This is a genomic window from Paenibacillus sp. Y301 (assembly GCF_059445505.1).
This window is the reverse complement of the sequence record NZ_JCAIUL010000006.1, coordinates 1-26,518: the sequence shown is the minus strand read 5'-3', so window position 1 is coordinate 26,518 and position 26,518 is coordinate 1. Positions and strand designations below refer to the sequence as shown.

General features: G+C 40.3%; 22 protein-coding genes. 15 read left to right on the top strand and 7 right to left on the bottom strand.

All coding sequences use genetic code 11. From position 1 onward, the window contains the following. The first annotated feature begins 11 nt into the window (after positions 1 to 11). The 4 genes from AC1D69_RS12080 to AC1D69_RS12065 all read left to right on the top strand — a co-directional run bounded on the left by AC1D69_RS12080 (position 12) and on the right by AC1D69_RS12065 (position 6,212). Positions 12 to 644, top strand: a complete 633-nt coding sequence (locus tag AC1D69_RS12080; protein ID WP_495456415.1) for a thermonuclease family protein — start codon at positions 12 to 14, stop codon at positions 642 to 644. Between the two features lie 180 nt (positions 645 to 824). Further along, entirely contained in the window at positions 825 to 3,383 is a 2,559-nt protein-coding gene (locus AC1D69_RS12075) for a DUF2339 domain-containing protein (protein WP_495456414.1), read from the top strand. Further along, positions 3,346 to 4,641, top strand: coding sequence for a hypothetical protein (locus tag AC1D69_RS12070; RefSeq protein WP_495456413.1), 1,296 nt, complete (start codon positions 3,346 to 3,348; stop codon positions 4,639 to 4,641). Before AC1D69_RS12075 ends, AC1D69_RS12070 begins: the two co-directional genes overlap by 38 nt. 215 nt (positions 4,642 to 4,856) lie before the next feature. Then, positions 4,857 to 6,212 (top strand): sodium-dependent transporter, encoded by a 1,356-nt coding sequence (locus AC1D69_RS12065; RefSeq protein ID WP_495456412.1) that lies wholly within the window; start codon positions 4,857 to 4,859, stop codon positions 6,210 to 6,212. A 387-nt stretch (positions 6,213 to 6,599) separates the two neighbouring features. Here AC1D69_RS12065 and AC1D69_RS12060 read toward each other — a convergent pair whose 3' ends face one another. Next, positions 6,600 to 7,553 (bottom strand): TRM11 family SAM-dependent methyltransferase, encoded by a 954-nt coding sequence (locus AC1D69_RS12060; protein WP_495456643.1) that lies wholly within the window; start codon positions 7,551 to 7,553, stop codon positions 6,600 to 6,602. 166 nt (positions 7,554 to 7,719) lie between these two features. Between AC1D69_RS12060 and AC1D69_RS12055 the strand changes: the two genes are divergently transcribed. Next, positions 7,720 to 8,046, top strand: a complete 327-nt coding sequence (locus AC1D69_RS12055; protein WP_495456411.1) for a hypothetical protein — start codon at positions 7,720 to 7,722, stop codon at positions 8,044 to 8,046. A gap of 94 nt (positions 8,047 to 8,140) precedes the next feature. Here the strand turns inward: AC1D69_RS12055 and AC1D69_RS12050 are convergent, their stop codons facing one another. Both AC1D69_RS12050 and AC1D69_RS12045 read right to left on the bottom strand, forming a co-directional pair. Further along, positions 8,141 to 9,349 (bottom strand): peptidase, encoded by a 1,209-nt coding sequence (locus tag AC1D69_RS12050; RefSeq protein WP_495456642.1) that lies wholly within the window; start codon positions 9,347 to 9,349, stop codon positions 8,141 to 8,143. Between the two features lie 261 nt (positions 9,350 to 9,610). Further along, positions 9,611 to 11,071 carry an alpha-amylase gene (locus AC1D69_RS12045; RefSeq protein WP_495456410.1) on the bottom strand — a complete coding sequence of 487 codons (1,461 nt, stop codon included), beginning with the start codon at positions 11,069 to 11,071 and terminating at the stop codon, positions 9,611 to 9,613. A gap of 243 nt (positions 11,072 to 11,314) precedes the next feature. Between AC1D69_RS12045 and AC1D69_RS12040 the strand changes: the two genes are divergently transcribed. The 3 genes from AC1D69_RS12040 (at position 11,315) to AC1D69_RS12030 (ending at position 13,360) form a co-directional block, all read left to right on the top strand. Further along, positions 11,315 to 11,881 (top strand): molybdenum cofactor guanylyltransferase, encoded by a 567-nt coding sequence (locus AC1D69_RS12040; RefSeq protein WP_495456409.1) that lies wholly within the window; start codon positions 11,315 to 11,317, stop codon positions 11,879 to 11,881. Between the two features lie 319 nt (positions 11,882 to 12,200). Beyond that, complete coding sequence (locus AC1D69_RS12035; protein WP_495456408.1) at positions 12,201 to 12,605, top strand: DoxX family protein; 405 nt, start codon at positions 12,201 to 12,203, stop codon at positions 12,603 to 12,605. A gap of 143 nt (positions 12,606 to 12,748) precedes the next feature. Then, positions 12,749 to 13,360, top strand: coding sequence for a flavin reductase family protein (locus AC1D69_RS12030; RefSeq protein ID WP_495456407.1), 612 nt, complete (start codon positions 12,749 to 12,751; stop codon positions 13,358 to 13,360). An 83-nt stretch (positions 13,361 to 13,443) separates the two neighbouring features. Here the strand turns inward: AC1D69_RS12030 and AC1D69_RS12025 are convergent, their stop codons facing one another. After that, complete coding sequence (locus tag AC1D69_RS12025) at positions 13,444 to 14,004, bottom strand: GbsR/MarR family transcriptional regulator (RefSeq protein WP_495456406.1); 561 nt, start codon at positions 14,002 to 14,004, stop codon at positions 13,444 to 13,446. A gap of 260 nt (positions 14,005 to 14,264) precedes the next feature. Between AC1D69_RS12025 and AC1D69_RS12020 the strand changes: the two genes are divergently transcribed. The 5 genes from AC1D69_RS12020 (at position 14,265) to AC1D69_RS12000 (ending at position 19,260) form a co-directional block, all read left to right on the top strand. Beyond that, positions 14,265 to 15,464, top strand: coding sequence for a quaternary amine ABC transporter ATP-binding protein (locus AC1D69_RS12020; RefSeq protein ID WP_495456405.1), 1,200 nt, complete (start codon positions 14,265 to 14,267; stop codon positions 15,462 to 15,464). Next, complete coding sequence (locus AC1D69_RS12015; RefSeq protein WP_495456404.1) at positions 15,461 to 16,297, top strand: ABC transporter permease; 837 nt, start codon at positions 15,461 to 15,463, stop codon at positions 16,295 to 16,297. The genes AC1D69_RS12020 and AC1D69_RS12015 overlap by 4 nt, the downstream gene beginning before the upstream one ends. 9 nt (positions 16,298 to 16,306) lie before the next feature. Then, positions 16,307 to 17,215 carry a glycine betaine ABC transporter substrate-binding protein gene (locus tag AC1D69_RS12010; protein WP_495456403.1) on the top strand — a complete coding sequence of 303 codons (909 nt, stop codon included), beginning with the start codon at positions 16,307 to 16,309 and terminating at the stop codon, positions 17,213 to 17,215. 143 nt (positions 17,216 to 17,358) lie between these two features. Further along, the gene (locus AC1D69_RS12005; protein ID WP_495456402.1) at positions 17,359 to 18,477 is read left to right on the top strand and encodes an NADH-dependent flavin oxidoreductase; all 1,119 of its coding nucleotides are present in this window, start codon (positions 17,359 to 17,361) and stop codon (positions 18,475 to 18,477) included. 78 nt (positions 18,478 to 18,555) lie between these two features. After that, entirely contained in the window at positions 18,556 to 19,260 is a 705-nt protein-coding gene (locus AC1D69_RS12000; RefSeq protein WP_495456401.1) for a M50 family metallopeptidase, read from the top strand. Positions 19,261 to 19,356: 96 nt separating this feature from the next. On the opposite strand, the gene AC1D69_RS11995 is transcribed toward AC1D69_RS12000, so the two are convergent. Next, positions 19,357 to 20,061, bottom strand: a complete 705-nt coding sequence (locus tag AC1D69_RS11995) for a DUF421 domain-containing protein (RefSeq protein ID WP_495456400.1) — start codon at positions 20,059 to 20,061, stop codon at positions 19,357 to 19,359. A 171-nt stretch (positions 20,062 to 20,232) separates the two neighbouring features. Between AC1D69_RS11995 and AC1D69_RS11990 the strand changes: the two genes are divergently transcribed. Further along, on the top strand, positions 20,233 to 21,852 hold the full coding sequence (locus AC1D69_RS11990; RefSeq protein WP_495456399.1) for an alkaline phosphatase family protein: 1,620 nt from the start codon (positions 20,233 to 20,235) through the stop codon (positions 21,850 to 21,852). Positions 21,853 to 22,014: 162 nt separating this feature from the next. On the opposite strand, the gene pepT is transcribed toward AC1D69_RS11990, so the two are convergent. After that, positions 22,015 to 23,247, bottom strand: coding sequence for a peptidase T (pepT, locus tag AC1D69_RS11985; RefSeq protein ID WP_495456398.1), 1,233 nt, complete (start codon positions 23,245 to 23,247; stop codon positions 22,015 to 22,017). 141 nt (positions 23,248 to 23,388) lie between these two features. Here pepT and AC1D69_RS11980 point away from each other — a divergent pair, with 141 nt between their 5' ends. Then, entirely contained in the window at positions 23,389 to 23,967 is a 579-nt protein-coding gene (locus AC1D69_RS11980; protein ID WP_495456397.1) for a DNA-3-methyladenine glycosylase I, read from the top strand. Positions 23,968 to 24,181: 214 nt separating this feature from the next. Here the strand turns inward: AC1D69_RS11980 and AC1D69_RS11975 are convergent, their stop codons facing one another. After that, positions 24,182 to 25,864, bottom strand: a complete 1,683-nt coding sequence (locus AC1D69_RS11975; protein ID WP_495456396.1) for a ribonuclease J — start codon at positions 25,862 to 25,864, stop codon at positions 24,182 to 24,184. Positions 25,865 to 26,518 lie beyond the last annotated feature (654 nt).

Here is a 26,518-nt window from a genome sequence, read left to right as displayed (position 1 = left end):
GATGTACCAATATGGGCACTGTAGCAAATGACGAAGACGCATTTGTTACCGAGATTGTTAGAGAATATCCTGAGTTGAAAGATAAAGAGTATGAGGTTACAACTATCAAGCGTATCGTTGACGGAGATACTTTTGTGACCAATTCCGGTCAGAAGGTGCGCATGATTGGTATGAATACACCTGAAGTATTTGGTGAAGCCCAATATTATGGGCAAGAAGCAAGTGACTTCAGCAAGCAACAACTGGAGAGCAAGACCGTGTATTTATTCAAGGATGTAAGTGACACAGATAAGTATGATCGACTGTTACGTTTTGTCTTTATAGAAGGTGACTCAGTCATGTTCAACGAAACGTTGATTGTTAAGGGGTATGCGAATACGATGTCGCTTCCTCCTGATGTTCTATATACGAAGAGGTTTTCACTATTAAAAAGTGAAGCACAGGATAACCAAGTCGGATTATGGGGTAAACAAGACAAGATTAAATCTTGTAGTAATCCTAAGATCAAAGGTAATATTAATGCTCGGAATGAAAAAATATATCATGTACCCGGTGGTAAAAGTTATAACGAGACCAAAGCAGAGATGATGTTCTGCACGGATCAGGAAGCGGTCGCTTCCGGATTTAGAAAAGCAACTCAGTAAGGTTATATATCAAGAGGGCGCAGTCCAAGGCTTATAAGCTATGGACGGCGCCTTTTTTTTGTTTGGTAGAGGTCATCACTCGCAAGACAAAAGGAAAGTTACTTCCTAAATAATTCTATTTTTGATTGTTATATATAGTAAAATGGAAATATTACCATGAATCCACAATGGAGGGAACACATGAAGGAGTTCAAAGATCGTCTATTTCACATTCAAGACAGTCAGAACCAATTGACGAGAGAAGTTCAGATCTTAATTGATGAATATCAGACGCACGATTTAGTCCATGAGAATGAACAACTTCAAGAGCAACATAAGCAACAGAAGGTTCGACTAACAACGTTACAGAAGAAAGTAACCCATTTGGAAGAAGAGAACGTGAAGCTTCGTACTTCTTTAACAGAGCAGATCGTTAACGAGAAATTGAATATCATTAACGTATCACGGGAGAAGTTGAATACCTATTTTGCAAATCGTGCAGAGGGTCATTCGAATCGGCTAAGAGCCTTCGAGTTCCAGACAAAGACTGCGGTTCAGCGTCTCTTTGAGCGAACATCCAGCCACTTGAAGGAAGAGGAAGAAGAGATGGCGCTTAAGCTTACGCAGATCTCTGACGAGTTAAATCATAAGATTATGCTTCACCGTGAACGACTACGAGAAGATGAGCAGAAACTTCATCATGTTGTAAAGGGTGGGTTAGATCAATTTGCTTCAGAAGAAGTAACCGAAGAAGTGATGCAGAAGAGAATCAAGCAGAATCAGTTCGAAATGAAAATCGGATTGAACTGGCTAAATAAGGTCGCTATCTTGCTTATTATTTTAGCTGTAGGCGTTAGTTTTAAATATACATATTCGACTTGGTTCAATGGTTATATGAAAGGCAGTGCCTTTTTCCTGCTTGGTGTCATCATGCTTGTGGGTGGAGAATGGCTATTCCGTAAGCAGAGACAGACGTTCGCCTTAGGGTTATTGGGTGGCGGTGTTTCTGTATTGTATGGGTCGATCTTTTATAGTTATTTTTTGCTCAAGATTATAGATATGAACGTGGGGCTATTGTTATCTGTATTAGTATCGTTAACGGCAGTACTGTTGTCTTTAAGGTATCACTCGCGGAGTATCATTTCACTGGGTCTTGTAGGAGGGTATCTACCGTTATTCTCATATATGTGGGCTTACGGACTTGAGGGGAATGCAGTATACGTGGCTATGGGTTATTTGTTCTTATTGAACGTATCCATTCTACTTGTCTCATTTAAAAAGCGTTGGGTCATCGTCAATTACATCAGTTTCTTATTTAATGTTCCTTCTATGATAGCTCTGGTGTGGTTATCGGTTAGCAATCCTATAAGTATGGGTTATGTGGGCATTACATTTGCGATGTATCTAGGTATCACGTTAGGATACTCATTTAAGTATAAGATGAAGTTGTCATGGTGGGATTTCACACTGCTGGCCTTAAATACGTTCATTAGTTGTGTGATGATGTATGTCTTGTTTGGTGAGCCGCACTTGGAGAATTTCCAAGGATTATTAGCATTGGTCTTCTGTCTTGTCTATATCGGGTTGGGTAAATTCGTTGAGAAGTTCATGCAGCAAGAGAAACAAACAACACTATTATTCTATGCCACATCACTTACTTTTGCGGTACTTATGATTCCATTCCAGTTCGGAGCAGAGTGGATTTCGATGGGTTGGCTTGTCGAAGGTGTTCTTTTAACAATCTACGGTAGTCTTAATCGGTTTAAGCAGTTAGAGAAAGTTGGCTGGGGCATTCTAACGTTGTGTCTAGGGGCATTCCTCTATGTAGATCTATTGGGCAATGTCTTATTGTTTGATTACAATGATACCTTCTATGTAATAAAATACAGCTTCGTCACCGCAGGAATGGTGGTGGTTACGTTATTCTATGCTGTTCAGCAACAGCGGGAGGGTAGACTCTTCAGTCGTCCGTATGAAGCTCAGATCGTTACGGTATTTAAATATGCTACGTTACTAAACGTGTGGTTTTATCTCCTGTATGAGATGGAGAATATGTATAATACATGGGTACCGAGAGAATTCAGTCATTATGATTTCTATAAATTCCTTTTAGTTGCGACAGTAACCATTGGGCTTGCCTACGCATTCTCTAAGGTTAAGGTGCTGTATGACCGCGTAGTGAAATACTACATGATGTTCTTATACGGGGTCGGTTACCTGGTATGTATCGTAGTTACATTAACTACCCCAGCATTACAGTCGAATTATGCTTATAACTCTGCAACGGAATATGTTGCATTGGGGATTTTAGTTGGATTTAATGTATTGGTATTCTTTAGCATACGTGAGGTGTTAATATCATTCCTTAGTCAGCAGTATAAGAGTATTGAGATCTATCCGGTAGCTCTAGGGGTATATTTACTGGGTATATTAACGTCTTTCCTAGTGGTTCAATTTCAGATGGAAGAGATCGGGTTGATCTTCAGTTTGCTATATCTATTCCTGGCTATCTTGTACATTACATTCGGATTCCGTTATAGATATGTGTACATTAGACGGTTCGGATTAGGATTGACGCTCGCGGCAACTGGGAAATTAATATTGAATGATCTGAGATTATTATCGACGGGTAGTACAATTATCGCTTATTTTACTTTCGGAATCGTGTTGCTTGGTATTTCTTATGGCTATCAGAAAGTATCGAGCAGAATGGGGGAGACTCATGCGAACGAAGAAGTGGAAGCAGATTCGAAGAGCTAGTCTCATCGTGGCGGTAACGCTGTGGATGTGTACTTTCGTGGGCAACGATGTGATTGTCGCAACTGAACAAGGTCAGGAGCAAGAATGGCGCTACTCGAAGGGGATTGAAATGCAGGGTGAAGGTCCATATCAGGCCTTTTTTCTAGATGAAGAAGTGTATGCTGGGGCAGATGATGATTTGCGTGACCTACGTATTGTCAATCATAAGGGGCAGTACGTCCCTTATTATATCGATAGTGGCTATGGAGAAGCTAAGGAGAAGACCGTAACGTATTCCTCTTCATTGGTCCATACAGCCATGAAAGATGGAGATTCTATATTGGATTATAAGATCACGCCAAAGGCAGAGAATGTGGATATTCAAGGGAATACTCTAACATTAGAGTTACCGAAGGTAGATTTCTTGAAGTATATTGAGGTGCAGGGCAGTTACGATGGCAACAGGTGGGAATTTTTAGATATTAATGGGGGCGAACTATACCGAACAGACCAATTGGTGAAGGATAGTATTCCATTGGGTACAGCTTACAAATATGAATATTATCGATTAATCGTAAGGAATAATGTGGAGAAATTAATATTCCCAGGATTACAGTTGGTTCATAATACGAAAGACTTCAAATGGATGGACTACAAGAAGGTTGGCGATGCATCTTTTGAACTGAAGCAGGAGGATGGATATACTCAAATCGTTATAAACAATTCGAGTCGTCTTCGAATTAACGAAACACTATTACGAGTGGACAATAGTAACTTCACAAGGTCATATAAACTTTATGATGATCAGGGCATGAGGCTTGATACGGTTGGGGAACAGAATATATATAATGTGGAATTCAAAGACTGGTGGATTAGGAATTATACCATCGCAACGGCGAGCTCAATCAGGAATCCTTACTACACAATACAAATTAATAATCTAGATGATGCACCATTAAATATTACGGGAGTTGTAATTGAATATATCCTTGATAAGGTAGTGTTCGAGGATAAAGGTGAAGGCCCTTATACATTACTTTACGGGAATGCCTCTGCATCGGAATCCCAATACGATATTGTCAATTTCAAGATCCATATCGAGCAAGAAGGCGTTGTAGTTGGAAAGTTAAGTGCACAAGTGGAATCCCAAGTTTCTGCAACTGCAGACAAGGATCCAGCTTGGTGGCAACAACAGAGATTATGGTTTAATACCATTATCGTTGTGGTAGCTTTACTTTTGATTGTTTTATTGGTTAAAAAGATGAAGCTTAAGACATAGGGAATAACGATTGAGCCATATCGAGTATAGTTATGAAGGAGTGAACTCTAATCATGGGGTCGACTCCTTTTTACTATTGGCATAAAACAAAATAGAATAGCAAGGAATATTATAATATTCAACGTATACGGTTCGTATCTTTGTTTAGTATAATACGTGTGTTTAATAGAGAGATCCTAGTATTATGCTAAGGCTTATAACATCGGGGGGTAATCATGAAGAATTCGCAACAGGATCATCAGGATTTATCTAATGGTAAAGGGGAACGGTTCTCATCATCGGGATTTATACTTGCAGCGATCGGGAGTGCCGTCGGGCTGGGTAACATGTGGAAATTCCCATACATTACAGGACAATACGGTGGGGCTGCATTTTTTTTACTATTCATTGTATGTTTAGTGATTGTAGGTCTGCCTGTCCTTCTCGCAGAGCTTGCAATTGGTCGAGGTGGCCGTGGAAGTGCATCCTCTTCTTTTGTTAAATTAAGCGGGAAAAAAATATGGGGCGGATTAGGCATGATTTCGGTGGTAGCACCATTTGTCATCTTGTCTTTCTACGCTATTGTTGCAGGATGGACTCTTCATTATGCGGTGCAATCGTTTAGTGGTAAATTAGTTCCGAATACAGATTTCACCGTCATGTTCAATGGATTCATGGATAGCAACTCGCCAATACTTTGGCAGGCCATCGTATTAGTACTTATAGGCGCTGTAGTGGTTAAAGGGGTTTCTGGGGGAATTGAGAAATTCAACAAGATTCTAATCCCTGGAATGTTTATTCTACTAGTTGCATTAATGATTCGCGCTTTAACATTACCAGGTGCAAGTTCTGGTGTGTCATTCTTTCTTAATCCTGACTTTTCAAAACTGACAACCGAGTCCACGCTTGTAGCGTTAGGGCATGCATTCTTCTCATTATCCCTTGGTATGGGGACCATGATTACCTATGGTTCTTATGTCGAGAAACGTCAATCACTTGGAACGGCAACATTAGCTATTGGAGCAGGTGATCTTCTCTATGCGCTTATCGCCGGGTTGATTATTTTCCCGACCACTTTTTCTTTTGGACTAAATCCTGGACAAGGCCCGGGACTCGTATTTATTGCATTGCCTGCTGCATTTTCAGCGATGCCCTTCGGCTCCATTGTTGGGGGTTTCTTTTTTATCTTGCTAGCTATCGCAGCGTTAACCTCAGCAGTGTCATTGTTAGAGGTACCGGTAGCATACGCTATGGATCGCTTTGGATGGAGTAGAACTCGGTCCGTATGGATTTTTATTGTCGGATGCTTCATATTAGGTGTTCCTGCTGCCTTGTCCTTGGGAGTTTCACCAGGGTTAACCTTCGGGGGTAAGCCATTCTTCGATTGGATTGACTTTGTGGCTTCTAACATATTGTTACCGTTGGGAGGACTCATGGTCACGATATTTGCAGGATACTTCTGGAAGGGTGTGGCAGAAGAAGCAGGCCTCACTGCAGTATGGTTTCGTTTATGGTTGTTCATGTTACGATTTGTCGCACCGATCCTAGTTGTATTCGTATTCCTTCATTCAGCTGGAATTATTAAATTCTAGGGGCTGATGATCTCCATATAAAAAATCCCGAATCCTGATTTAAGGATTTGGGATTTTTGTTGTTTAAGGACAATAACTAACACGACTAGGTTGGATCCTAGAATCTAGGCGTATTTTCTGTGAATAGGAGGAAGAAAGCAGTAGTGAATAAGTTCTAAGTAAAGGTGTCCATATGATATGGGCATCTCTTTTGTGATTACGTTTTTCAAATATGATCATAATAATCTATATAGTTCATCTATAATTGGAATTAAATATATGATTGCTTTACATTTCTCTTTGGATAGAAGCGACCCAACAAGCTCATGGCATATGGTTTGGACAGGAATTGGGGAGATTGTCGGGATTGGATCATCCAACTATCCTATTTCGGCGTGGTGGAGAACATTAGGAACAGACAATAATTTGTCTGGAGAATGATCTTTTTTTGGCTACACATCGATCTTGAATTGTAAAACCTGCTTCTTTAATCATGTCATCAATGGTTTCAATTGTAATAATAACCACCTTAGTTGTGAAACGGCGGGCATTCTTAAGGAGAGATAATTGTTCCTCGGGTGTTGTTGTAGAGAATAGATTGTAAGGCATATCAATGATCGCTACATCGTACATCTCAGATACGTCGGAAATGTCGCCAAAGGTGACTTCACCTACATATCCGAAGTGAGCGATGTTCTCTCTTGCGCCCTGGACGATATGTGGATTAATGTCGCGGCCTACAATATCGATACCCATGGAGAGTGCTTCCACTAACACCGTTCCGATCCCACAACAAGGGTCGATTACTTTCAATCCTACTGGTGCTGGAACAGCAATATTAGCCACTGCTCTTGCGAGACGTGTACCTAGAGCAATTGAATAGTTGCGCGGCTTCTTCATATGAAGGAACCATAAGGCGTCATTTTTACGGTATTTTCCGAAATACCAGCGACCCCCTAAGGCAACAATTCCAAATACATAATCTGGATTGTGTACATCTGCTTCGCCCTCAATATGTAATCCTAAATCTCGTTCGATGAGACGTCTTTCCTCGTAGGATATTTTGTCCGCTGAAGCTAGGTCATTAATCTTAATGAATATGACTTTGAATGTCGAATCATGAAGAACAATCTCTTCCACTTGCTTCAGAATATCGGACATTTGATCGCCTTCGTACATGATTTCTATTTGCTCTTTAATAAATGGACTTCGATTTGGATCGATATCAATGGAGCTCTTCATAATATAGGAATCAGTTTCCATCCCAAATAGGGAGCGCATTTCCAAGCTGTATAAAGATTGCTCATCTGCACTACATGCAAAAGTATATATAAATTCCGGTTGTTGAATATTTTGTTTCAATAATTTCCCATCCTTCATAGCGTCTAATAGATCTTTCACCTCAACCATATCCGTAAAAGTCTAGAAAAGCAAAAAAAATGCGAATCCAAGGGTAGTAGCATGGTAAAATGGATGGAAACAAGGCATAATCCTATATCAATAGATCACGAGAATGGAGAACAATGGTATGAGTCGAATGGATGAGAAGAGAGCTGCACAGTTACTAGAGAAATGGATATCCGTATATGACATGGACGACGCGAAGGCTTGGGAGAAGGATGAATTCCCTTTTATTAAGGAAACGTCCAAAGCCATGAAACTCTCGGTCCAGGTGTTGAGAGGTAAATCTGCGGTCAAAGGAGCTCAACTACAGGAAGCGGCGGCACAATTAATGGAGTACGTCGATGAATATGGAATGGATAGTCCATCGGAGTGGGAGCCTGAGAATGTTCCTTTTGTAAAAGAGGTATTAGAAGCAATCCATTTTACGGTTGCTCTGTTTAAGAAAAAATAAATAATCATTATTTATATGATTATGACATGAAAAAGAAAACGAGCCGATCTCAATAGATCGGTTCGTTTTTTTAATATATTGGCATGTAACATGATTATTGAGGCAATATTATATTGCCAGAGATTACGACTACAATTTCAGCATTTGTGATACCGGGTAATGATTTAGTCATCATTGGGGAATGGTAAGCGACAATTTTCATGCCTGCTTTCAATTCATTTCCACCCATATCTGCAATTACAGTTGTATCATCTGTAATGTTGAGAATGACATCATTGTTGATACTTGAGTCAGAACCAACGTTGACATATACTTGGCCTTTTGTTGTTTCTTCAGAAGCAACGATGGTACCTTCAATTTTATTGGAGTGTGTTTCTTTCACAACTATTTTATCAGCATGCGTTTGAGCTGGATAGATCATCGTCATTACTTCACCATAATAAGCATCGACAAGAAGGTCCGATTTTAACGCGTCTTGTGTTAATGAATTTCCATTCTGGTCAAAAATTTGAGTGTTCTTATCAACCTTCAATATCACATAGTTCACGCCACCTTGCTCCATAGGACTCCCAATCACAGTGAACTTGTTATCTTGGATATTCGTTATCACGCCAGATGTACCAGGAGCTTTCGCTGGAACCGTTTCTTCAGCGGTAGTGTCTACCACGACATAGTTCGTTGTGGATTGAGGAGGAAGGCTCATCGTCACAGCAGGGCCATAGAATGCTTTGATAGTCATACCTGGTTTGATCGAACTTGCTTCAATGGTTTTTCCATCTTGGCTCATGATCTGTGCACGGTCATCAAAGTGAAGTACAATACTATCTTCCAATTCGGAATAGATATCTTTTCCTGTAACCGTGATGCTACTGTCATTAACATCAGATACTGTTCCGTTAATTCCAGTAAAGCTCTGGTCTTTAACAATCAGGGTTAGCGCTGTTCCTATTGCTGGAAGGCTCTTCGTAATCTTAGGATCGTAGAATGCTTTTACAACTTTTTTCTCATCAATAATCGTTTTTAAAGGTACTATTTTACCTTTAGAATCGAAAATTTTAGTGTCTTTTGTAATGGATAGAATGATTTCGCTTTGATCAGCGAAGCTAAGGCCACGACCTGTTACTGTAATGAATTTACCTGTTTTATCGTTCACGAAATCGGTTATTTGACCCATTGTACCAGGAACTATCTTTATTGTAGATTCTTGTCCATATTGAATTGGCGTAGCTACGTCCTGTGCACTTGCTGCCACCGGGATAGCTATCATCGTTAGGATAGATGCTGTTGTTAATACTTTTAACATGTGGTTCACGTTGTCATTCCTCCAATGGTTTTTAGGATGTCATAATGGATTAAATTTCTATTCGGCTTACATCATCTTAGACGGTAAGTTACATTAGAATGTTGCATCATTAATTTTTCGCATAGAATGGAGCCAGGAACATCGAGAAGTCTTGGAGGAACCATTGTGAAATAGATAGACACTCCAGCTTATATCGAACAAGAGGATGTCCCGCAGCCTTATTACGTAGGTTACGAGACATCCCCTTTTTAGTTTAACTACTTATACATTGTCTGGGTATGCCCATACAGATACGCTACCACCATTGGCTGGAAATGTTGCAAAACCATCAGCTTCAATGGTAATACGTTCCTTTCTCGAGTTAGTTAGGTCAACCCATTCTTCGTCTGCATGATCTTCTCCAACACACATTCGTTTTTCTCCAGCATCGCCATTGCAGATGACAACCGCACAACCAGAATGCTCAAATTCTTGCATACCTTGCCGGACCCATCCAACGGTATTGGGATGATCGAAATAATCTATCTGCTTCCCATAGGCCTTATGGTAACGAGCGTATAACAAGGGATCAATGGCTGATTGTTTTCCTTTCAGTGGTTGATCGCCACCAATTCCATAATAATCTCCGTAAAAGACGACTGGATAACCATCTTGTCTTAGCAAAATTAGCGCATAGGCACTTTGTTTAAACCAATCCTGCACCCAAGATTCAAGTGATTCATTAGGTTGTGAATCATGATTATCTACGAATGTTACAGCATTTTGGGGGTGTGAGCTAATGAGCGTATCGTTAAAAATAGTTCTGAGATCAAACGAACTACCCGCCTCTGAAGCTGCGTTTAATTTATAATGAAGAGAGACATCGAATAGATCCAGTTTGTAGTCGATCGTATCTAGAAACTGCTGACATTCAGAGAGCTCTGGGTTCCAGAACTCGCCCACCATATAGAAGTCGTCTCCTCGTTCTTTAGTCATTTCAGTTGCGAATTCCTTAATGAAATCATGATTAATATGTTTGATCGCATCTAAGCGATAGCCATCACACGATAACGTTTCTGCAAGCCATTTGCCCCAGGAGATCATTTCTTCTTTCACTTGAGGGTGATTGTAATCAATATTGGCGAACATTAAATAATCGTAATTCCCAAATTCATTATCAACATTCTCATTCCAATGTTTATTCTCACCCAAGATTCGAAAAACACCACTTCGCTCTTTAGCCGCATCATAATCAGTTCCGTTAAAATGTTCCGAATTCCACTTAAAGGATGAGTACTTATCCCCTCGTCCTGGGAATGTGAATTTTGTCCAGCCTTTAATATCAAAGGGTTTGGAGATATCTTTCGTACGATCATTGCCATCTACTTCAATAACTTTGAAGGTTTCTGTCTCATCTGCTCCCGCTTTATGATTCATGACTACATCTATATAAACGGCAAGTCCTTGATCGTGACAGGCAGTGATAGCATCTTCTAATTCCTGTTTTGTTCCATATTTCGTGCGAACGGACCCCTTTTGGTCGAATTCTCCGAGATCGTATAAATCATATACACCATAACCTGTGTCATCCTTAGATTGACTCTTGGTGACAGGTGGAATCCATACGGTACTAATTCCTTTTTTCTTCAATTCGGGCGCAGCTTCCTTAAGACGTTTCCAATGTGTTCCGTCTGCATTAACATGCCATTCAAAAAATTGCATCATCGTATTATTGCGATTCATATGTGTAATCCCCTTTTGTGTAATAGCATGTCCAATTTACCACTCATATGAGCACTCATTCATAGTTTCTCTTATACAGATTACCCATTGTGCCATAGTTATTAAACTTTCATGAATAGAATAATCTATGAAATGGGTTGTTTCACTAGTATGTAGAAGTAGATACTTTGCAAACGGAATAGTTCGTTTTATAGTAGTGGATGAAGGAATACTAATAATGAAATAGCCATAGAGGAGCAGATCATGAATACAGTAGGTATTGTCTTGGCGGGTGGATTATCGCGGCGTTATGGTTCTCCAAAGGCATTTGTGCAACAAGAAGGTAAGTTTTATTATGAGATTGCCAATGAAGCTATATCGACGGTGAGTGATCAAGTAGTATTGGTAGCTCGCCCAGAGTTTCTAGAGCGATTTAGAGAAGGGCTGAACGTGATCGTGGATGTAAGTGAATATATGGGATGTGGCCCCCTTGCGGGAATATACTCTGTCATGAATGCTTTTCAAGCAGATCGGTATGTAGTATTACCTTGTGATATGCCCTATATAAGCAGGGATGTCATGGAGCAACTTGTTGCAAGCTATACGGGTGAAGATGTTCTCGCAGTGGAAGTGGACGGTATACAACATCCAATCGTTTCTATTTTTAATGCTAGGATGAAAGATTCCATCTATCATGCTTTGGAGCAAGGTCATTTTAGCGTCATGAGACTTTTGGAAAAAGTGGATGTGCGTTGGATCGATGGAGAAGAACTGACAAGCCATGCTAGAGAAGTATTCCGGAATATAAATAGCCCTGAGGAACATAGTTAATCCCATAACTTTCAGCGGGCATTCAGGTATGCGGTAATTCTTCCCTTTATACTTATAGCGTTACATATGAGATAAAGAGTAAAGGTAGTAGTCACCGGATAGAGAAAGGGGCTACTATCTTTTTTTTAAAAATATATAAAAAATGTTGACTAATACCTCAATATAAAGTATCTTTAAATTAAGATTAAATGGTGTGGAGGTAACAAGCTTAGAAACAGGGAGATAAATTTTTTTGATTTTTTATCTTAATGTTAAGATAATATAGCTTGTAGGTTTAACGGATATCCTAACCAAATACGAAAATATGGAGGAATTACAAATGAGTATCGCAGTAGGGTTGTTGATTATACGGTTGGTTGTTGGGTTGAGTTATATGGGGCACGGTGCACAAAAGTTGTTCGGTTGGTTTGGCGGTCATGGACCTAAGGGAACGGGTGCCTGGATGGAATCCATGGGGATGAAACCTGGTGTTGTGATGGCTGTCATGGCCGGACTAATGGAGTTGGTTGCAGGGTTATTGTTCGTTACAGGGTTGTTCACCGTAGTTGGTTCTATCCTGATCATCGCGACGATGCTTGGAGCTATTATTAAAGTACATGGTGCAAATGGCTACTGGGCTACAGCGAATGGGTATGAATACAATGTATTGTTGATTGCAGTTGCTATTGGATTGGCTTTCATAGGTGCGGGGGATTACTCTCTTGACGCTGTATTACTTAGATAATAGATAAAGGGAGATATACAAATGAGCAAGTCAAAGACCACGAGGGTATCGTAAACCTGTTGCTGAATTCGTGAGTTATAAACAGTTTTGATACAATGATAAGTAAACCTGAGGAGATCCTTATTTAGAGAGGAGGAATCATTATGATTTCTATCGATCCATTAGAACAAAGCGAACGTGATAACTATAAACTGCTAATTGGTAGCATTATTCCAAGACCCGTGGCATTTGTAACAACGCTCTCAAACAAAGACGTTTTGAATGCTGCACCGTTTAGTTATTTCAATGTTGTCACTGCTGATCCTCCCTTAATATCTATATCTGTACAGCGAAAGAACGGAATACCAAAGGATACAGCTCGAAATGCGGTAGAGGCAGGGGCCTTTGTTGTTCATATATCTGATGAATCCTATATTCACCAGATTAACGAGACAGCAGCCAATTTACCACCAGAAGAGAGTGAAGTTGTTCTGGCAGGACTTACTCCTGTGGCGAGTGACAAGATAGCAGTCCCTGGCATAGCGGAGGCTAAGATTCGGATGGAGTGCACGCTTGAACATTGTATACCACTCGGAGGAACGAAGGGATCTCCAACAGCAGATCTACTAATTGGACGTGTAGTCTGTTTCCATATAGATGAATCGGTGTATGAGAACGGGCATATTAATCCTCATTCCCTTAGACCGGTGAGTCGGCTTGCGGGTACCTCATACGCCAAGTTGGGTGAATTATTTTCTATTGAACGTCCGGACTGATTTACTTAAACTTAAAAAGCCACCTACTCTGAATGATTCAAGAGTGGTGGCTTTTTTTGATGGAATGAATAAAAGAGCTGGAGTTATTCCTCCAATTTTGGAATCCAATCAAATATTTTCCCGGTTTCCAATGCGTCGATGAATTGACCTAACCATTTATAGTATTGAACAGCGTGGGTCATTCTTTCTATGTCCATTTCCACATAGGTAATCAGCTGCTCATTATCACAGTTCTGTTCCTGTAACTTTCTAAGCTCTGTTAACGATTTGTGTAAAGAATTTATATTCATTTCCATAGATTTTCGCCATTTTATAGAGAAGAAATCAACAAAGTTCTGATGCCAGTCTCGTTCAACTTCATACAGATCTTTCCGCGAACCTTTTCCCCATACTTTGTTTATCATTTTCAGATCAACTAATGCACGCATGCCCGTACTCATACTTGTTTTGCTCATGCCCATTTCTTGACCCATCTCGTCCAGCGTGACGGGACCATTGTGGAAGTACATATTTCCGTACAAATGACCAATGGACATTGTGACCCCATATAGATCCATATTTGTTCCAATAGAATCCATAACGCGCTGACGCGATTTCTCGATCACTTTAGCTTGCTCTTCAGTTAATCCATCAAATGTTGTCATATCGTACACTCCCTTGAATAACGCTTGCGATGAGCGGAAACAATATCCACAGCATCCATTGTAAAAAAAAGTGTTTGAAAAGTAAAGAATACAGCAAAGAAGGAATTGTAAGTTAAACGGAGCATACAGTTAATATAGTACGTAAAGTTAAAACTGTACGTACTATACGCTCGATTCTCCATTTTGACCCTATTTTTGATGAAGTCTACACTATATAAGTGCCATATATTAGATTTGGATTGACTGAAGGGGGCATATAGATGGCGATTATAGAAGTTAAATCGTTAAGTAAGGTATTCGGTAATGACCCTAAAAGGGCGTTTCCTTTGCTACAGCAAGGTTGGACTAAGGAACGTATTGCGAAAGAGACAAAATTAACAGTAGGGGTTAATCAGGTCAACTTCTCCATTGAAGCTGGTGAAATATTTGTCATTATGGGCTTATCGGGTAGCGGCAAATCGACGGTGGTAAGACTATTGAACCGTCTTATTGAACCAACTGCAGGACAGGTTCTCATCAACGGTAAAGATATCGTTCGAATGAATCGGGAAGAGTTACGACAGGTCAGAAGAAAGACAATGAGTATGATTTTTCAGAAATTTGCTCTTTTTCCCCACCGCACGATATTAGAGAACGTTGAATATGGATTAGAGGTTCAAGGGGTAGGGAAAGAGGAACGAAGTAAGAAAGCGAAGGAATCCTTAGCCTTAGTTGGGTTAGGGGGACTAGAAGACCGGAAACCGGATCAATTAAGCGGAGGAATGCAGCAACGCGTTGGACTAGCTCGCGGATTGGCTAACGATCCTGACATTCTATTGATGGATGAAGCCTTCAGCGCACTGGATCCACTTATTCGTAAAGATATGCAGGATGAATTACTCGAGCTTCAGGCAAATATGAAGAAGACGATTATTTTCATCACCCATGATCTCGACGAAGCTTTACGTATTGGTGATCGTATAGCGTTGATGAAAGACGGGGCTATCGTACAGATTGGATCACCTGAAGAAATTCTAATGAATCCTGCCAATGCTTATGTTGAACGATTCGTTGAGAATGTAGACTTGTCCAAGGTACTGACTGCGGCACATGTCATGATTCGTGCAGAGACAATTGGTATAGACCGTGGACCAAGAGTAGCTTTACAACTGATGCGTGATCGAGGAATATCCAATCTCTATGTTGTAGACAAGTCTCGTCAACTAATAGGGGTTGTGACAGCAGAGGATGCATTAGCTGCAATCAAATCAGGCCAGACGCTTGGGGAGATTATCATTCACGATACTCCGACGATTTCCCCGGATGTTCTTTTAGTAGAACTATTCGATGTTGTAAGTAGTGCTAAGATTCCTGTGGCTGTGATTGATGATCGCAACCGTCTAGTAGGAATCGTGATCAGAGGAGCTGTCCTCGCAGCACTGACTGGAAATAATGAGGCGGAAGTAGGTGAACCTCAATGAATGTACCTAAGATCCCAATAGGTGAATGGGTAGAATCGCTTGAAGGTTGGTTAGAGACGAATTTTGAGCCATTTTTTGACGGCGTTAAACTAGTCGTAGGTAATGTCGTCAATGGTTTAGCAGATGGATTTAACTTTTTACCTCCGCTAGTATTGATCGCAATTTTTACAATCCTTGCCTTCTGGCTTGGAAAAGTAAGACTTGGTGCTTTCACACTTATAGGTTTGTTGTTAGTTCTTAATTTAGGGTACTGGGAACATACGATGGATACTCTTGCATTGGTGTTAACTGCCTCCATCATTTCTATTGTACTAGGTGTGCCGATTGGCATTCTATGCGCTGGAAATAAGAAAGTACAAAGTGTTGTCACACCACTTTTGGACTTCATGCAGACGATGCCGGCGTTTGTCTATTTATTACCAGCCGTTGCTTTCTTCTCATTAGGTGTTGTACCAGGCGTAATTGCTTCCGTTATATTCTCTATTCCACCTACCATTCGATTAACAAGTTTGGGTATTCGCCAGGTTCCTGAGGATTTAGTAGAGGCAGCAGATGCATTTGGTTCAACAAGTATGCAGAAGTTAGTTAAAGTACAGTTACCCATTGCGATTCCAACCATTATGGCGGGAATTAATCAGACGATTATGCTGTCACTATCGATGGTTGTTATTGCTTCAATGATCGGTGCTCAAGGTGTCGGAGCAGATGTCTATAAAGCAGTAACGCAAGCGAAGACTGGTGTGGGTACCGAAGCAGGGTTAGCCGTTGTCGTGTTAGCCATTATGCTGGATCGAATGACTCAGAAATTAGCTAAGAAAAATAAGAAGGAGTGAATATAATTGATGATGAAAAAGAAAATGAGTGTACTTATGGTCGCGTTTATGGCAATAACTTTGGTGATTGCAGGATGTTCTAATAACAAGAACGCGAATAATGCAGGAAACGGAACGGCATCGAAAGATAAAAAAATTACGCTAGCTTATGTCGCATGGGATTCAGAAATTGCTAGCACCAATGTCGTAAAGGAAGTATTGGAAAGTAAATTAGGCTATAAAGTAGAGATGCTTCAGGTTGATGCTGGACCTATGTACGTAGGTGTTGCAGATGGTAGTGCAGATGGAATGGTCGCTGCATGGTTACCAAGCACACACGGTGAGAACTATTATGAACCCAATAAAGATAAGCTTGAAGATCTTGGCGTTAACTTAGATGGAACCAAGAACGGATTGGTTGTACCAACCTACATGGATGCTACGACGATCGAAGATTTAAATAAAGAAGCAGTAGGTAAGTCGGTTAATTATACAATTACCGGGATTGAACCGGGTGCTGGCATAATGAGCCAAACAGAAAATGCAGTTAAAGAGTATAATCTCAGCAAGTGGAATCTTCAAGAGAGCTCTTCAGCGGCAATGGTAAAGGTACTTAAGGATGCTTATGCTAAAAAGGAACCGATTGTAATTACAGGTTGGACTCCACATTGGATGTTCGCAGATATGGATTTGAAATACCTTGATGATCCTAAGAAGGTGTACGGTGGAAGCGAGCAAATCCATACACTTGTACGCTTAGGTCTGAAAGAAGATCAACCCAATGCGTATCGTTTTCTAGATCAATTTGAATGGGCACCAGCAGATATGGAAGCTGTGATGGGTGATATCGCTGATGGGATGTCCGAAGAAGATGCGGCTAAGAAATGGGTAGACGCTAATGAAGAAAAGGTAAATAAATGGATTGCAGGAATTGAATAATAGATTAATGGAATCATGTAAGAGCAGGAGCGATAAGCTTCTGTTCTTTTTTACCATCATTATTCGGCAGATTTGCAAATCAAATTAATTGTAATTATAATAGTTACAGTATGGAAAATATATAATCATGGAGGACTAATCAAATGGAAGCTAAATATGAACCGCTTTTCAAATCGTTTACTTTTCGTAGTGGTGTTGAGGTAGAGAATCGTGTTGTTATGGCTCCGATGACGAATTGGTCTTCGAATTTAGACGGTACAGTCTCAGATGGTGAGATTGATTACTATAGCCGTAGAGCTGGTGGCGTGGGCATGATTATTACTGCATGCACCAATGTCTCCAAGAACGGACAAGGATTTCATGGTGAATTCGCTGGTTATAGCGATGAGATGATTCCTAGTTTGACAAGACTAGCAACTACAATTAAGGAAAAGGGTTCGAAAGCTGTACTTCAAATATTCCATGGTGGTCGTATGTGTCCTCCTGAACTGGTAAATGGTGATGTTGTCAGTGCGAGTGCAGTACCAACGGATGATGGCCAAGTAACGCCGCGTGCTCTTTCAGATGAAGAAGTTGTAGCTATGATTCATGATTTTGGAGAAACAACGCGTAGAGCTATAGAAGCTGGATATGATGGTGTAGAGATTCATGGGGCGAATAACTATCTAATACATCAGTTTTTCTCTGGTCACACAAACCGCCGGGATGATCGCTGGGGTGGAAGTCTTGAGAAGAGAATGACGTTCCCATTAGCTGTCGTGGATACAGTGAAGAAAGTTGTAGCTGAGCATGCTAATAGACCTTTCCTAGTGGGTTATCGTTTATCTCCAGAAGAGCCAGAGGAATTGGGTTTCACCATGGAAGATACACTCGTTTTACTTGATGCTTTAGCAGATAAAGATCTAGACTACATTCATATTTCTCTTATGGATTTCTGGTCAGAGCCAAGACGTGGGGTAGAATTGGATGGTCGTTCTCGTATGGAATACATTAGAGATCGTGTTGGAAAACGTGTTCCTATCATGGGTGTAGGTTCTATTCATACGCCAGATGAGGCTTTGAAGGCATTGGAGACTGATATCCCTTTAATTGCTCTAGGGAGAGAATTGATTGTAGAGCCGGATTGGGTGGAGAAAGTACAATCAGGACGTCAAGAAGACATTGCTACAACTGTGAGCACTACTGCGCAGAAGCAACTGGTGATTCCGGATCCGCTTTGGCAAGGTATCGTAGGTAGACCTGGTTGGTTTCCTGTTGAGTAATAGATGTGAATCCCGTTCATTCTTGTTAATATAAGAGTAAGAACACTTGCCTAATGTAGGCAAAGTAGGGGGATGTATTTGAATAAATGGCTCAAGACCATTCTATTGCTTGTCGGTTCGGCAATCCTAACGAGGTTTATACCCTTTAGTTATGTATTTCGAACCGTAGACACGATGATTCATGAGTTTGGTCATGCATTAGTGACACTACTTACCTCGGGACGCGTACTAGCTATTGAATTGAATGCAAACCACAGCGGGGTCACTTATTCCACAACGACATCGCAATGGATGTCCATGTTTGTTGCACTTGCGGGGTATACCTTAGCGTCATTATTTGCGGTGTTACTATTTTATTGGATGAATAAACGCCGAGAGAAATGGGGATTAGTCCTACTAACTACGATTGCCTTAGTCATGCTCATCTTGTATGTGCACCAAGGTTATGGTGTATTCTGGCTTGTAGGGTTTATCATACTGAACATTGTGATGATGGTATTACCACCAGCACTACGCACTATATATTATGGGCTACTTGCGTTTCTTACATTGGAAGAGTCCGTAGTAGGGCCCTTTCATCTCGTTGTACTTTCCCTTACAAGTAAGGGAAGGGCGGGTGACGCTTCTAATCTTGCCTCTTGGACATCTGTTCCTGCAGTATTCTGGGCACTATTATTTCTAGCCTTCTCGCTTGTGTGTGCTAAGATTGCTGTCTCCTTATTCTTTAAGAAACGGCAATCTTCACGAGTTAAAGAGACTAACTCTTCAACTCTCTATAAATGAATTTAAAATTTTAATAAACTAACTTGGTATGATTCGTACCGAGTTAGTTTTTTGTTGTCTGACTTTTCAGATATAAGAGGTAAGTAAAGGTCGACCTCAGGTAGGAGTAGAGTAAACTTTCACTTGTTCATTTTCATCAACAGTAGCTAATACACAATCGCGAATATTTGTATGGGTAGGAGACACCTTTTTCTCAAGCCAGTTCATATCCTTGCCGATCTCATGAAGAAGGAATAAGTCGGCTACGCCATCAATGACGATGGGTCTTATGATGTTAAAGGGTTGGGTCTTTAATTTCATATCTGCAGGGGTAATTGGCTGGCTTTGCGTATTCATAAAAATAGAAATGGTACCACCGGGTTCCCAAACGGCTAGAGCTACCTTTTCTATATTCTCTACCTTTTCTTTGCGTAGTTCACTAAATAAGAATTCAATCGAGATTCTAGCTTTGGATAGGTTCTTAAAATGAATTTGTCCATTGTTAATAACCGTAATGGGTGGTGGATCGAGATATCTTTTGAATAAAGGCCATTTCAGGCTCAACCATGTCGCTACAACATATAAAATAATGAGAACAATGGTCGTAGTCACAGAACCCTTTAAACCTAACTTCTCATCTGAAAGTGGGTGAGCGATAATATTCCCAAGGATTAAGGCAATAATGAAATCGAGAAATCTTAATTGGGAAATCGAGCGTTGGCCCATTATTTTGCTTGCCAATAGCAGAAATACAAAACTAATAATGCCTCGAAGGACCCATTCAATGGTTGTTAATGATTCTTGGCTGTTCAGAAAATCCAAATCTATTCACTCCCTAGAAATTTTATGATTAGCATAACCTTATATATTGTGAATATCCCTCCAAATAAACTGCCCAACTTTTCCTTGTATACTTAAATTTACAAACGAACAAACTGAAGTATATTGACTTAAGAACTGAGTTGAAAAGACTACAGAAAAGGTGTGGTACTAGTGCGTATCGTCAGATATTTGATTTGGATCGTTGTGCCGCTCATCATTTGTTCAGGATGTTATGGGAGTAAAGCTAAGCCCAAGGAAGACGATCTGCTCCATGTGAAGTCCCAAACGGAACACAAAGCGAAAAAAGTCATTCTGATCTTAGTAGACTCTCTAATGGCTCAATCCATTGATAAAGGAATACAGCAAAACAAGCTCCCTACATTGAAATTCCTGATAGATCATGGCAAGTATCATAAGAATCTCGTGAGTTCTTTTCCAACAATGTCTGTTGCAATCGATAGTTCTTTAATTACGGGGACGTACCCTAACGAACATCATGTTCCTGGTCTGATCTGGTATTCAGCGAAAGATCATCAAGTCATTAATTATGGAACCGGGCCAATGGAAATCCTTAAACATGGAATAGACCCTGTCATGAGTGATGCTATGATTCATTTAAACGGGGATCATCTGAATACACAAACCGCAACCATCTATGAGCAATTGAACAAAAAAGGTTTAAAAACAGGTTCTGTCAATGGATTGATATACCGAGGAAACGTGGAACATACAATCTCTGTCCCTAAGTGGATTAAAGAGCCAACCTCATTACCCGAAGAAATAAAAGTGAAAGGACCTGATTTTCTGTCGTTAGGTTCCTTTTCGAATCCACTAGAAGGTGTAAAGGAATTACCTGATGCGTTAACTAAGCGAATGGGATTCAATAATGACTATGCTGTAGAAGTTGTGAAGCATTTAGTGCAGACGGAAAAGCTACCTGACTTTCTGTATGTCTATTTACCTAATTTAGACCAAGAGCTACATAAGAAGGGTCCCTCAGTGCTCGATGGTGTTATTAAAATGGACAAGCAACTTCAGACGGTATTGAACTCATTTGGTTCTCCAAAAGAGGCGTTGGACGAAGCCGTCATCATGATTGTTGGGGACAGTGGCATGAGTGCTATTATGCCGAAAAGCAAACAACCGGTTATTGATCTGCCACAGATATTGCATAACTACTCCATTTTACAATCAGGTGCACACACTACCAGGGATACAGAAATCGCGCTGGCTGTGAATGAAACGATGGCCTATGTGTATAAATTGAATACTACAGATTCACTCCGGAGTATGGCTAATAGGTTAAAAGATGAGGCACGTATCGATTTCATTGCTTGGAAACAAAACGGATGGATTCAAGTGCTGCAGGGAGGCACAACGAAAGAATTCAGATATAAGCCAACTGGGAAGACGATAGACGCTTACGGACAATCATGGACCATAGGCAATCATCCCGAGGTATTAGATCTACAATTGGATAAAGATCAAGACACAGTTCAATATAGAGAATACCCTGATGCATTAAAGAGACTGTACGGCGCTTTAAATTCCCATGAGGGAGACTTCTTAGTAGTCACAGCGAAGTCGGGATACGAACTTGCGGGTGAGAGCTCACCTACGCATAAAGGTGGGGGTGGCCACGGGGCACTTAACCGTACGGAGTCATTAGTTCCATTGATCATTAGCGGTACCGATGAAGAGCCTGATCATACTCGTATCGTGGATCTGAAATCGTATATCGTACGATTACTAACGAAGCCCTTGGGAAATAAATCCGAGTCAAAAGATTAAATGAGTATATATAGAAGAAGGACACGGCCTCTGAACTAGAGCCGTGTCCTTCTTTTTCTATTGAGCCAATGATGGTCGCATATAAAATATACGTTATGAATAGAAAGGTCGAAGTAAATTATAGTGTATGATCTACCAGTGACCTATGGCAGTATTACTAGTTTAAGCTTTTTGCTCATACAATTTAATAATTTCAATCACCGTTTGTGTTGCTTTGACCATGTTATCTACGGATATATACTCGAACTTGCCGTGGAAATTCTCTCCTCCAGTAAAAATATTCGGTGTAGGAAGGCCCATATAAGATAACTGTGAGCCATCTGTACCTCCACGAATAGGTTTAACAATAGGTTCAATATCTAAATTCTTCATCGCTTCATACGCGATATCAACAATGTGTTTAACAGGCTCAATCTTTTCTTTCATGTTGTAGTATTGATCCTTCATATCTAGCACTACGCTCTTTAGACCGTATTCCGCTTTAAGCTCATTTACAATCCGTTCGAGGTTCGCCTTTCTAGCCTGAAAATTCTCTTTGTCGAAGTCTCTAATAATGTAATGAAGTGTTGTCTGCTCAACATCACCTTGCATTTCAAGCAAATGATAGAACCCATCGTAGCCATCTGTGAATTCAGGGGCTTCCATAACCGGAAGCATGCTTTGGAGTTTCATCGCTATTTTGGCGGAGTTCACCATCTTGCCCTTGGCTGTTCCTGGATGAATATTACTTCCGTTGCAAGTGATCTTGGCAGCTGCTGCATTAAAACTCTCATACTCTAGTTCGCCAAGAGGACCTCCATCGACTGTATAAGCATAGGTAGCATTAAACGCAGTGACATCAAACTTCTCTGGTCCTCTCCCAATTTCCTCGTCAGGGGTAAAAGCGACTCTTATTCTCCCGTGTTTGATTTCGGGATGTTGAATCAAGATGGACATAGCTGTCATAATCTCTGTAATTCCTGCTTTATTATCCGCGCCAAGAAGCGTTGTACCATCCGTTGTAATTAATGTGTGGCCCGTATATTCTGCTAGACTAGGGAACTCTGTAGGTGACATGACAATATGTAAGGATTCATTTAAAGTAATATCTCCTCCCTCATAGTTCTCGATCACCTGCGGATTAACATTTGTTCCAGTGAAATCTGTGGCAGTATCTAGGTGAGCTAAGAATCCGATGGTATCGACTTCTTTCTCTGTATTAGAGGGAAGTGTAGCCATAACATATCCGTTGCGATCAACCGTTACTTCCTCCATGCCGATGCTCTTTAGTTCTTCCACTAACATATCTGCGAGAATCAGTTGTCCAGAGGTCGTAGGGCATGTATCCATATCTTCATTAGATTGCGTATCTACTTTGGCGTAGGAAATAAATCGTTCAATAAGTTCTTGTTTCATGTATTGGATCGCTCCTTTGATTTGATAGTATTATTTTATCATGTCCAAGCTAGTCTAGTCTTATCTGAGTTTAAGGTTTTCCAAATCTAAATGAGATACATTGAGATAGAGCGATAGCTCGATGAGAGGAGTATGCGTGAAATGGAACAATTGAAGCAACGTTGTGCCTGGGTGAATCAAGATCCTTTATATATGGATTATCATGATAAGGAGTGGGGAATGCCACTACGTGATGATCGGAAACTATTCGAATTGTTAATGTTAGAGGGAATGCAGGCAGGGTTGAGCTGGTATACAATTTTGAAGAAAAGAGAACATTATCGCGAAGTATTTGATCATTTTGACCCTATAAAAATAGCTGCTTATGATGAATCGAAAGTGGAACTACTTCTTCAGGACTCAGGAATTATCCGTAATAAGTTGAAAGTACGTGCTATTATTCATAATGCTGGTGTGTATCAGCAGATCGAACGTGAGGAAGGTTCCTTTTCTAGCTTTATGTGGCGTTTTGTTGATGGTGAACCGATCGTAAACCAATGGACAAGCCGCTCTGAAGTTCCTACGAGCACACCTATATCAGATACGATGAGTAAGGTTCTGAAAAAAAGAGGCTTTAAGTTTGTTGGCACCACCATCTGTTATGCATTTATGCAAGCGTCTGGTATGGTGAACGACCATACGTTAGATTGTTTCTGTAGAGACGGAATAACTGAAACCTAAGATGTTATGATATTTTTGCGAATCGTAGTGGCCAACGCTCACTGGTGATAATAAAAACAGTACCGAGACTAGATTAAAGTTCATCTATGACTCATTGAATGAGTCTCTGGATACCTGAGTATAGCACTTGATCATTAGCAAAAAAAGGACACAATCCTCGATGAGGTAGTGTCCGTTTGGAGTGTCCTTTATCTGAGAGTCTAAATAGCTCAATCTAGACTTGAATAATAAGCGGGAGGATAATGGGTCTTCTCTTAGTGTTACTATACAAGTAATTCCCCACGGACTCTTTAATGGTTTGCTTATATATTCCCCACTGGGTGATGTTCTTTTCCTGTAATTTATGGATGCTTTCTACTGTAATCCGGCTTACTTCATCCAATAAACCCTCTGATTCACGCACATATACGAACCCACGAGAAATGACTTCGGGCCCAGATATGATTTTACCTTCTTTCTTGCTAAGCGTGACCACGACGATAAGAATGCCATCTTCGGACAATAATTTACGATCTCGAAGGACGATCGTTCCAACATCACCGATTCCGAGACCGTCAACGAGTGTATTCCCGGTAGGTATGCTTCGACGTTGAATAGCCTTTTGATTGGTAATATCGACGACATCACCATTATTAATAATGAAGATGTTATCTGGTTCAACGCCTACCGATTCCGCTAACAAACGATGTTGATGGAGCATTCGGAATTCCCCGTGAATGGGAATGAAATACTTAGGCTTCATTAATGACAGCATTAACTTAAGTTCCTCTTGGCTGGCATGACCCGATACGTGCATTCCTGTTACTGAAGCCGATCCGTAAATAACCTTAGCCTTTAATTGATATAGATTATCCACTACCCGTGCCACATTCCGCTCATTTCCGGGGATTGGTGTGGAAGCTAGGATAACAGTGTCACCTGCTAATACTTCTACTTGTCGATGGTCAGAACTCGCTAAACGGGATAAAGCAGCCATAGGTTCTCCTTGGCTTCCAGTACATAGAATAACCATCTGGTGAGGATCATAGGAGCTGACTTCATTTGCTTCGACTAACATGCCTTCAGGAATATTTAAATAACCTAGTTCATGAGCAATAGATACCACATTAACCATACTTCTTCCCAGCAAAGCAATCTTTCGATGAGTTATCTCTGCTGCATCAATCACTTGTTGTAGACGATGAACATTGGAAGCGAAGGTTGATATAAATATTTTCTGTTCTGCCTTAATAAAGGCTTCTTTAATATTCTCCCCAACGAGTTGTTCAGAGAGGGTGAACCCTGGGCGTTCTGCATTCGTGCTTTCAGACAACAGAGCTAGGATACCATTTTTACCGATGTCAGCCATACGGTGCAGATCTGGATATTCGTCATTTACAGGTGTTAAATCGAATTTAAAATCTCCTGTATGTACAACCGTTCCTTCTGGAGTATCAAATACGACACCGAGGCAATCAGGGATACTATGGTTTGTTCTAAAAAAACTTAAACTGATCTTTCCGATCTCTAATGTAGATTTGGAATTGATCGTTATCATTTTTGTACTGCCTAGAAGACTATGCTCTTTTAACTTCACTTCAATTAAGCCCAGAGTTAATGGTGTTGCATAAACGGGTAGATTCAACTGTTTTAGAATATATGGAATACCACCAATATGATCTTCGTGACCATGAGTAACAACTAAGGCTCTGACTTTGTCGCGGTTCTCCAGTAGATAAGATATATCAGGAATGATTAGATCAATCCCTAATAAGCTTTCATCAGGAAATTTGGAGCCACAGTCAATGACGATGATATCATCACCATATCTGAGCACGTACATATTCTTCCCGATTTCATTAACACCGCCTAAGGCAGCAATCGACAGCGTCGATTCAGTTGATTCGTTTGTATTCAATCCAGACACCTCCACTTAAAAATATGAAAGTAGTCTTCCCTTATGTAGAAGTTATTATGATTAATATGAGTGGAGATATGACTTTTGGGGTGTTGCTATAATGAAGGTAGTTGTAAGACTGCGGTATTGCTTAGAAGGATATTGATGATGGTAGAGAAGACGTCAGTTCTGTTAATGCAATCGAATAGAATATTTCAAGTTTCCAGCAATTCAGATAGGGGTATGGTAGAGAAGTGAAAGTATATTGTTTTAATAGGAGATACGTAGGCGTGTAATATCGTTATGTTATTCTTAGAGAGTAGGTTGTAAGACTATTAAAAAGGATCTAGTTAACTGTCAATTTTTACAACTTGTCAACCTAATGATAGACATGGTATATTCTTATTCCGGCCAGTAAATAACACATTTATTGAATCGGCAAGCCAAACTCGAATGAAACTTAAACGAAAAAAAAGCTTGCACAAACGAACCGGACATGTTATGATATAAAAGTTGTCACAGACATTACATGGCGACTAACAAAATGAAAAAATTGGTCTTTGAAAACTGAACAACGAGTGAGTAGATTTCACGAAAGTGAAGTCAAAACAAATGAGAAATCATTTGATAGAGAAAGTAATTTCTCGTCAGTTTGTTTTAAATGAGCATATCGCT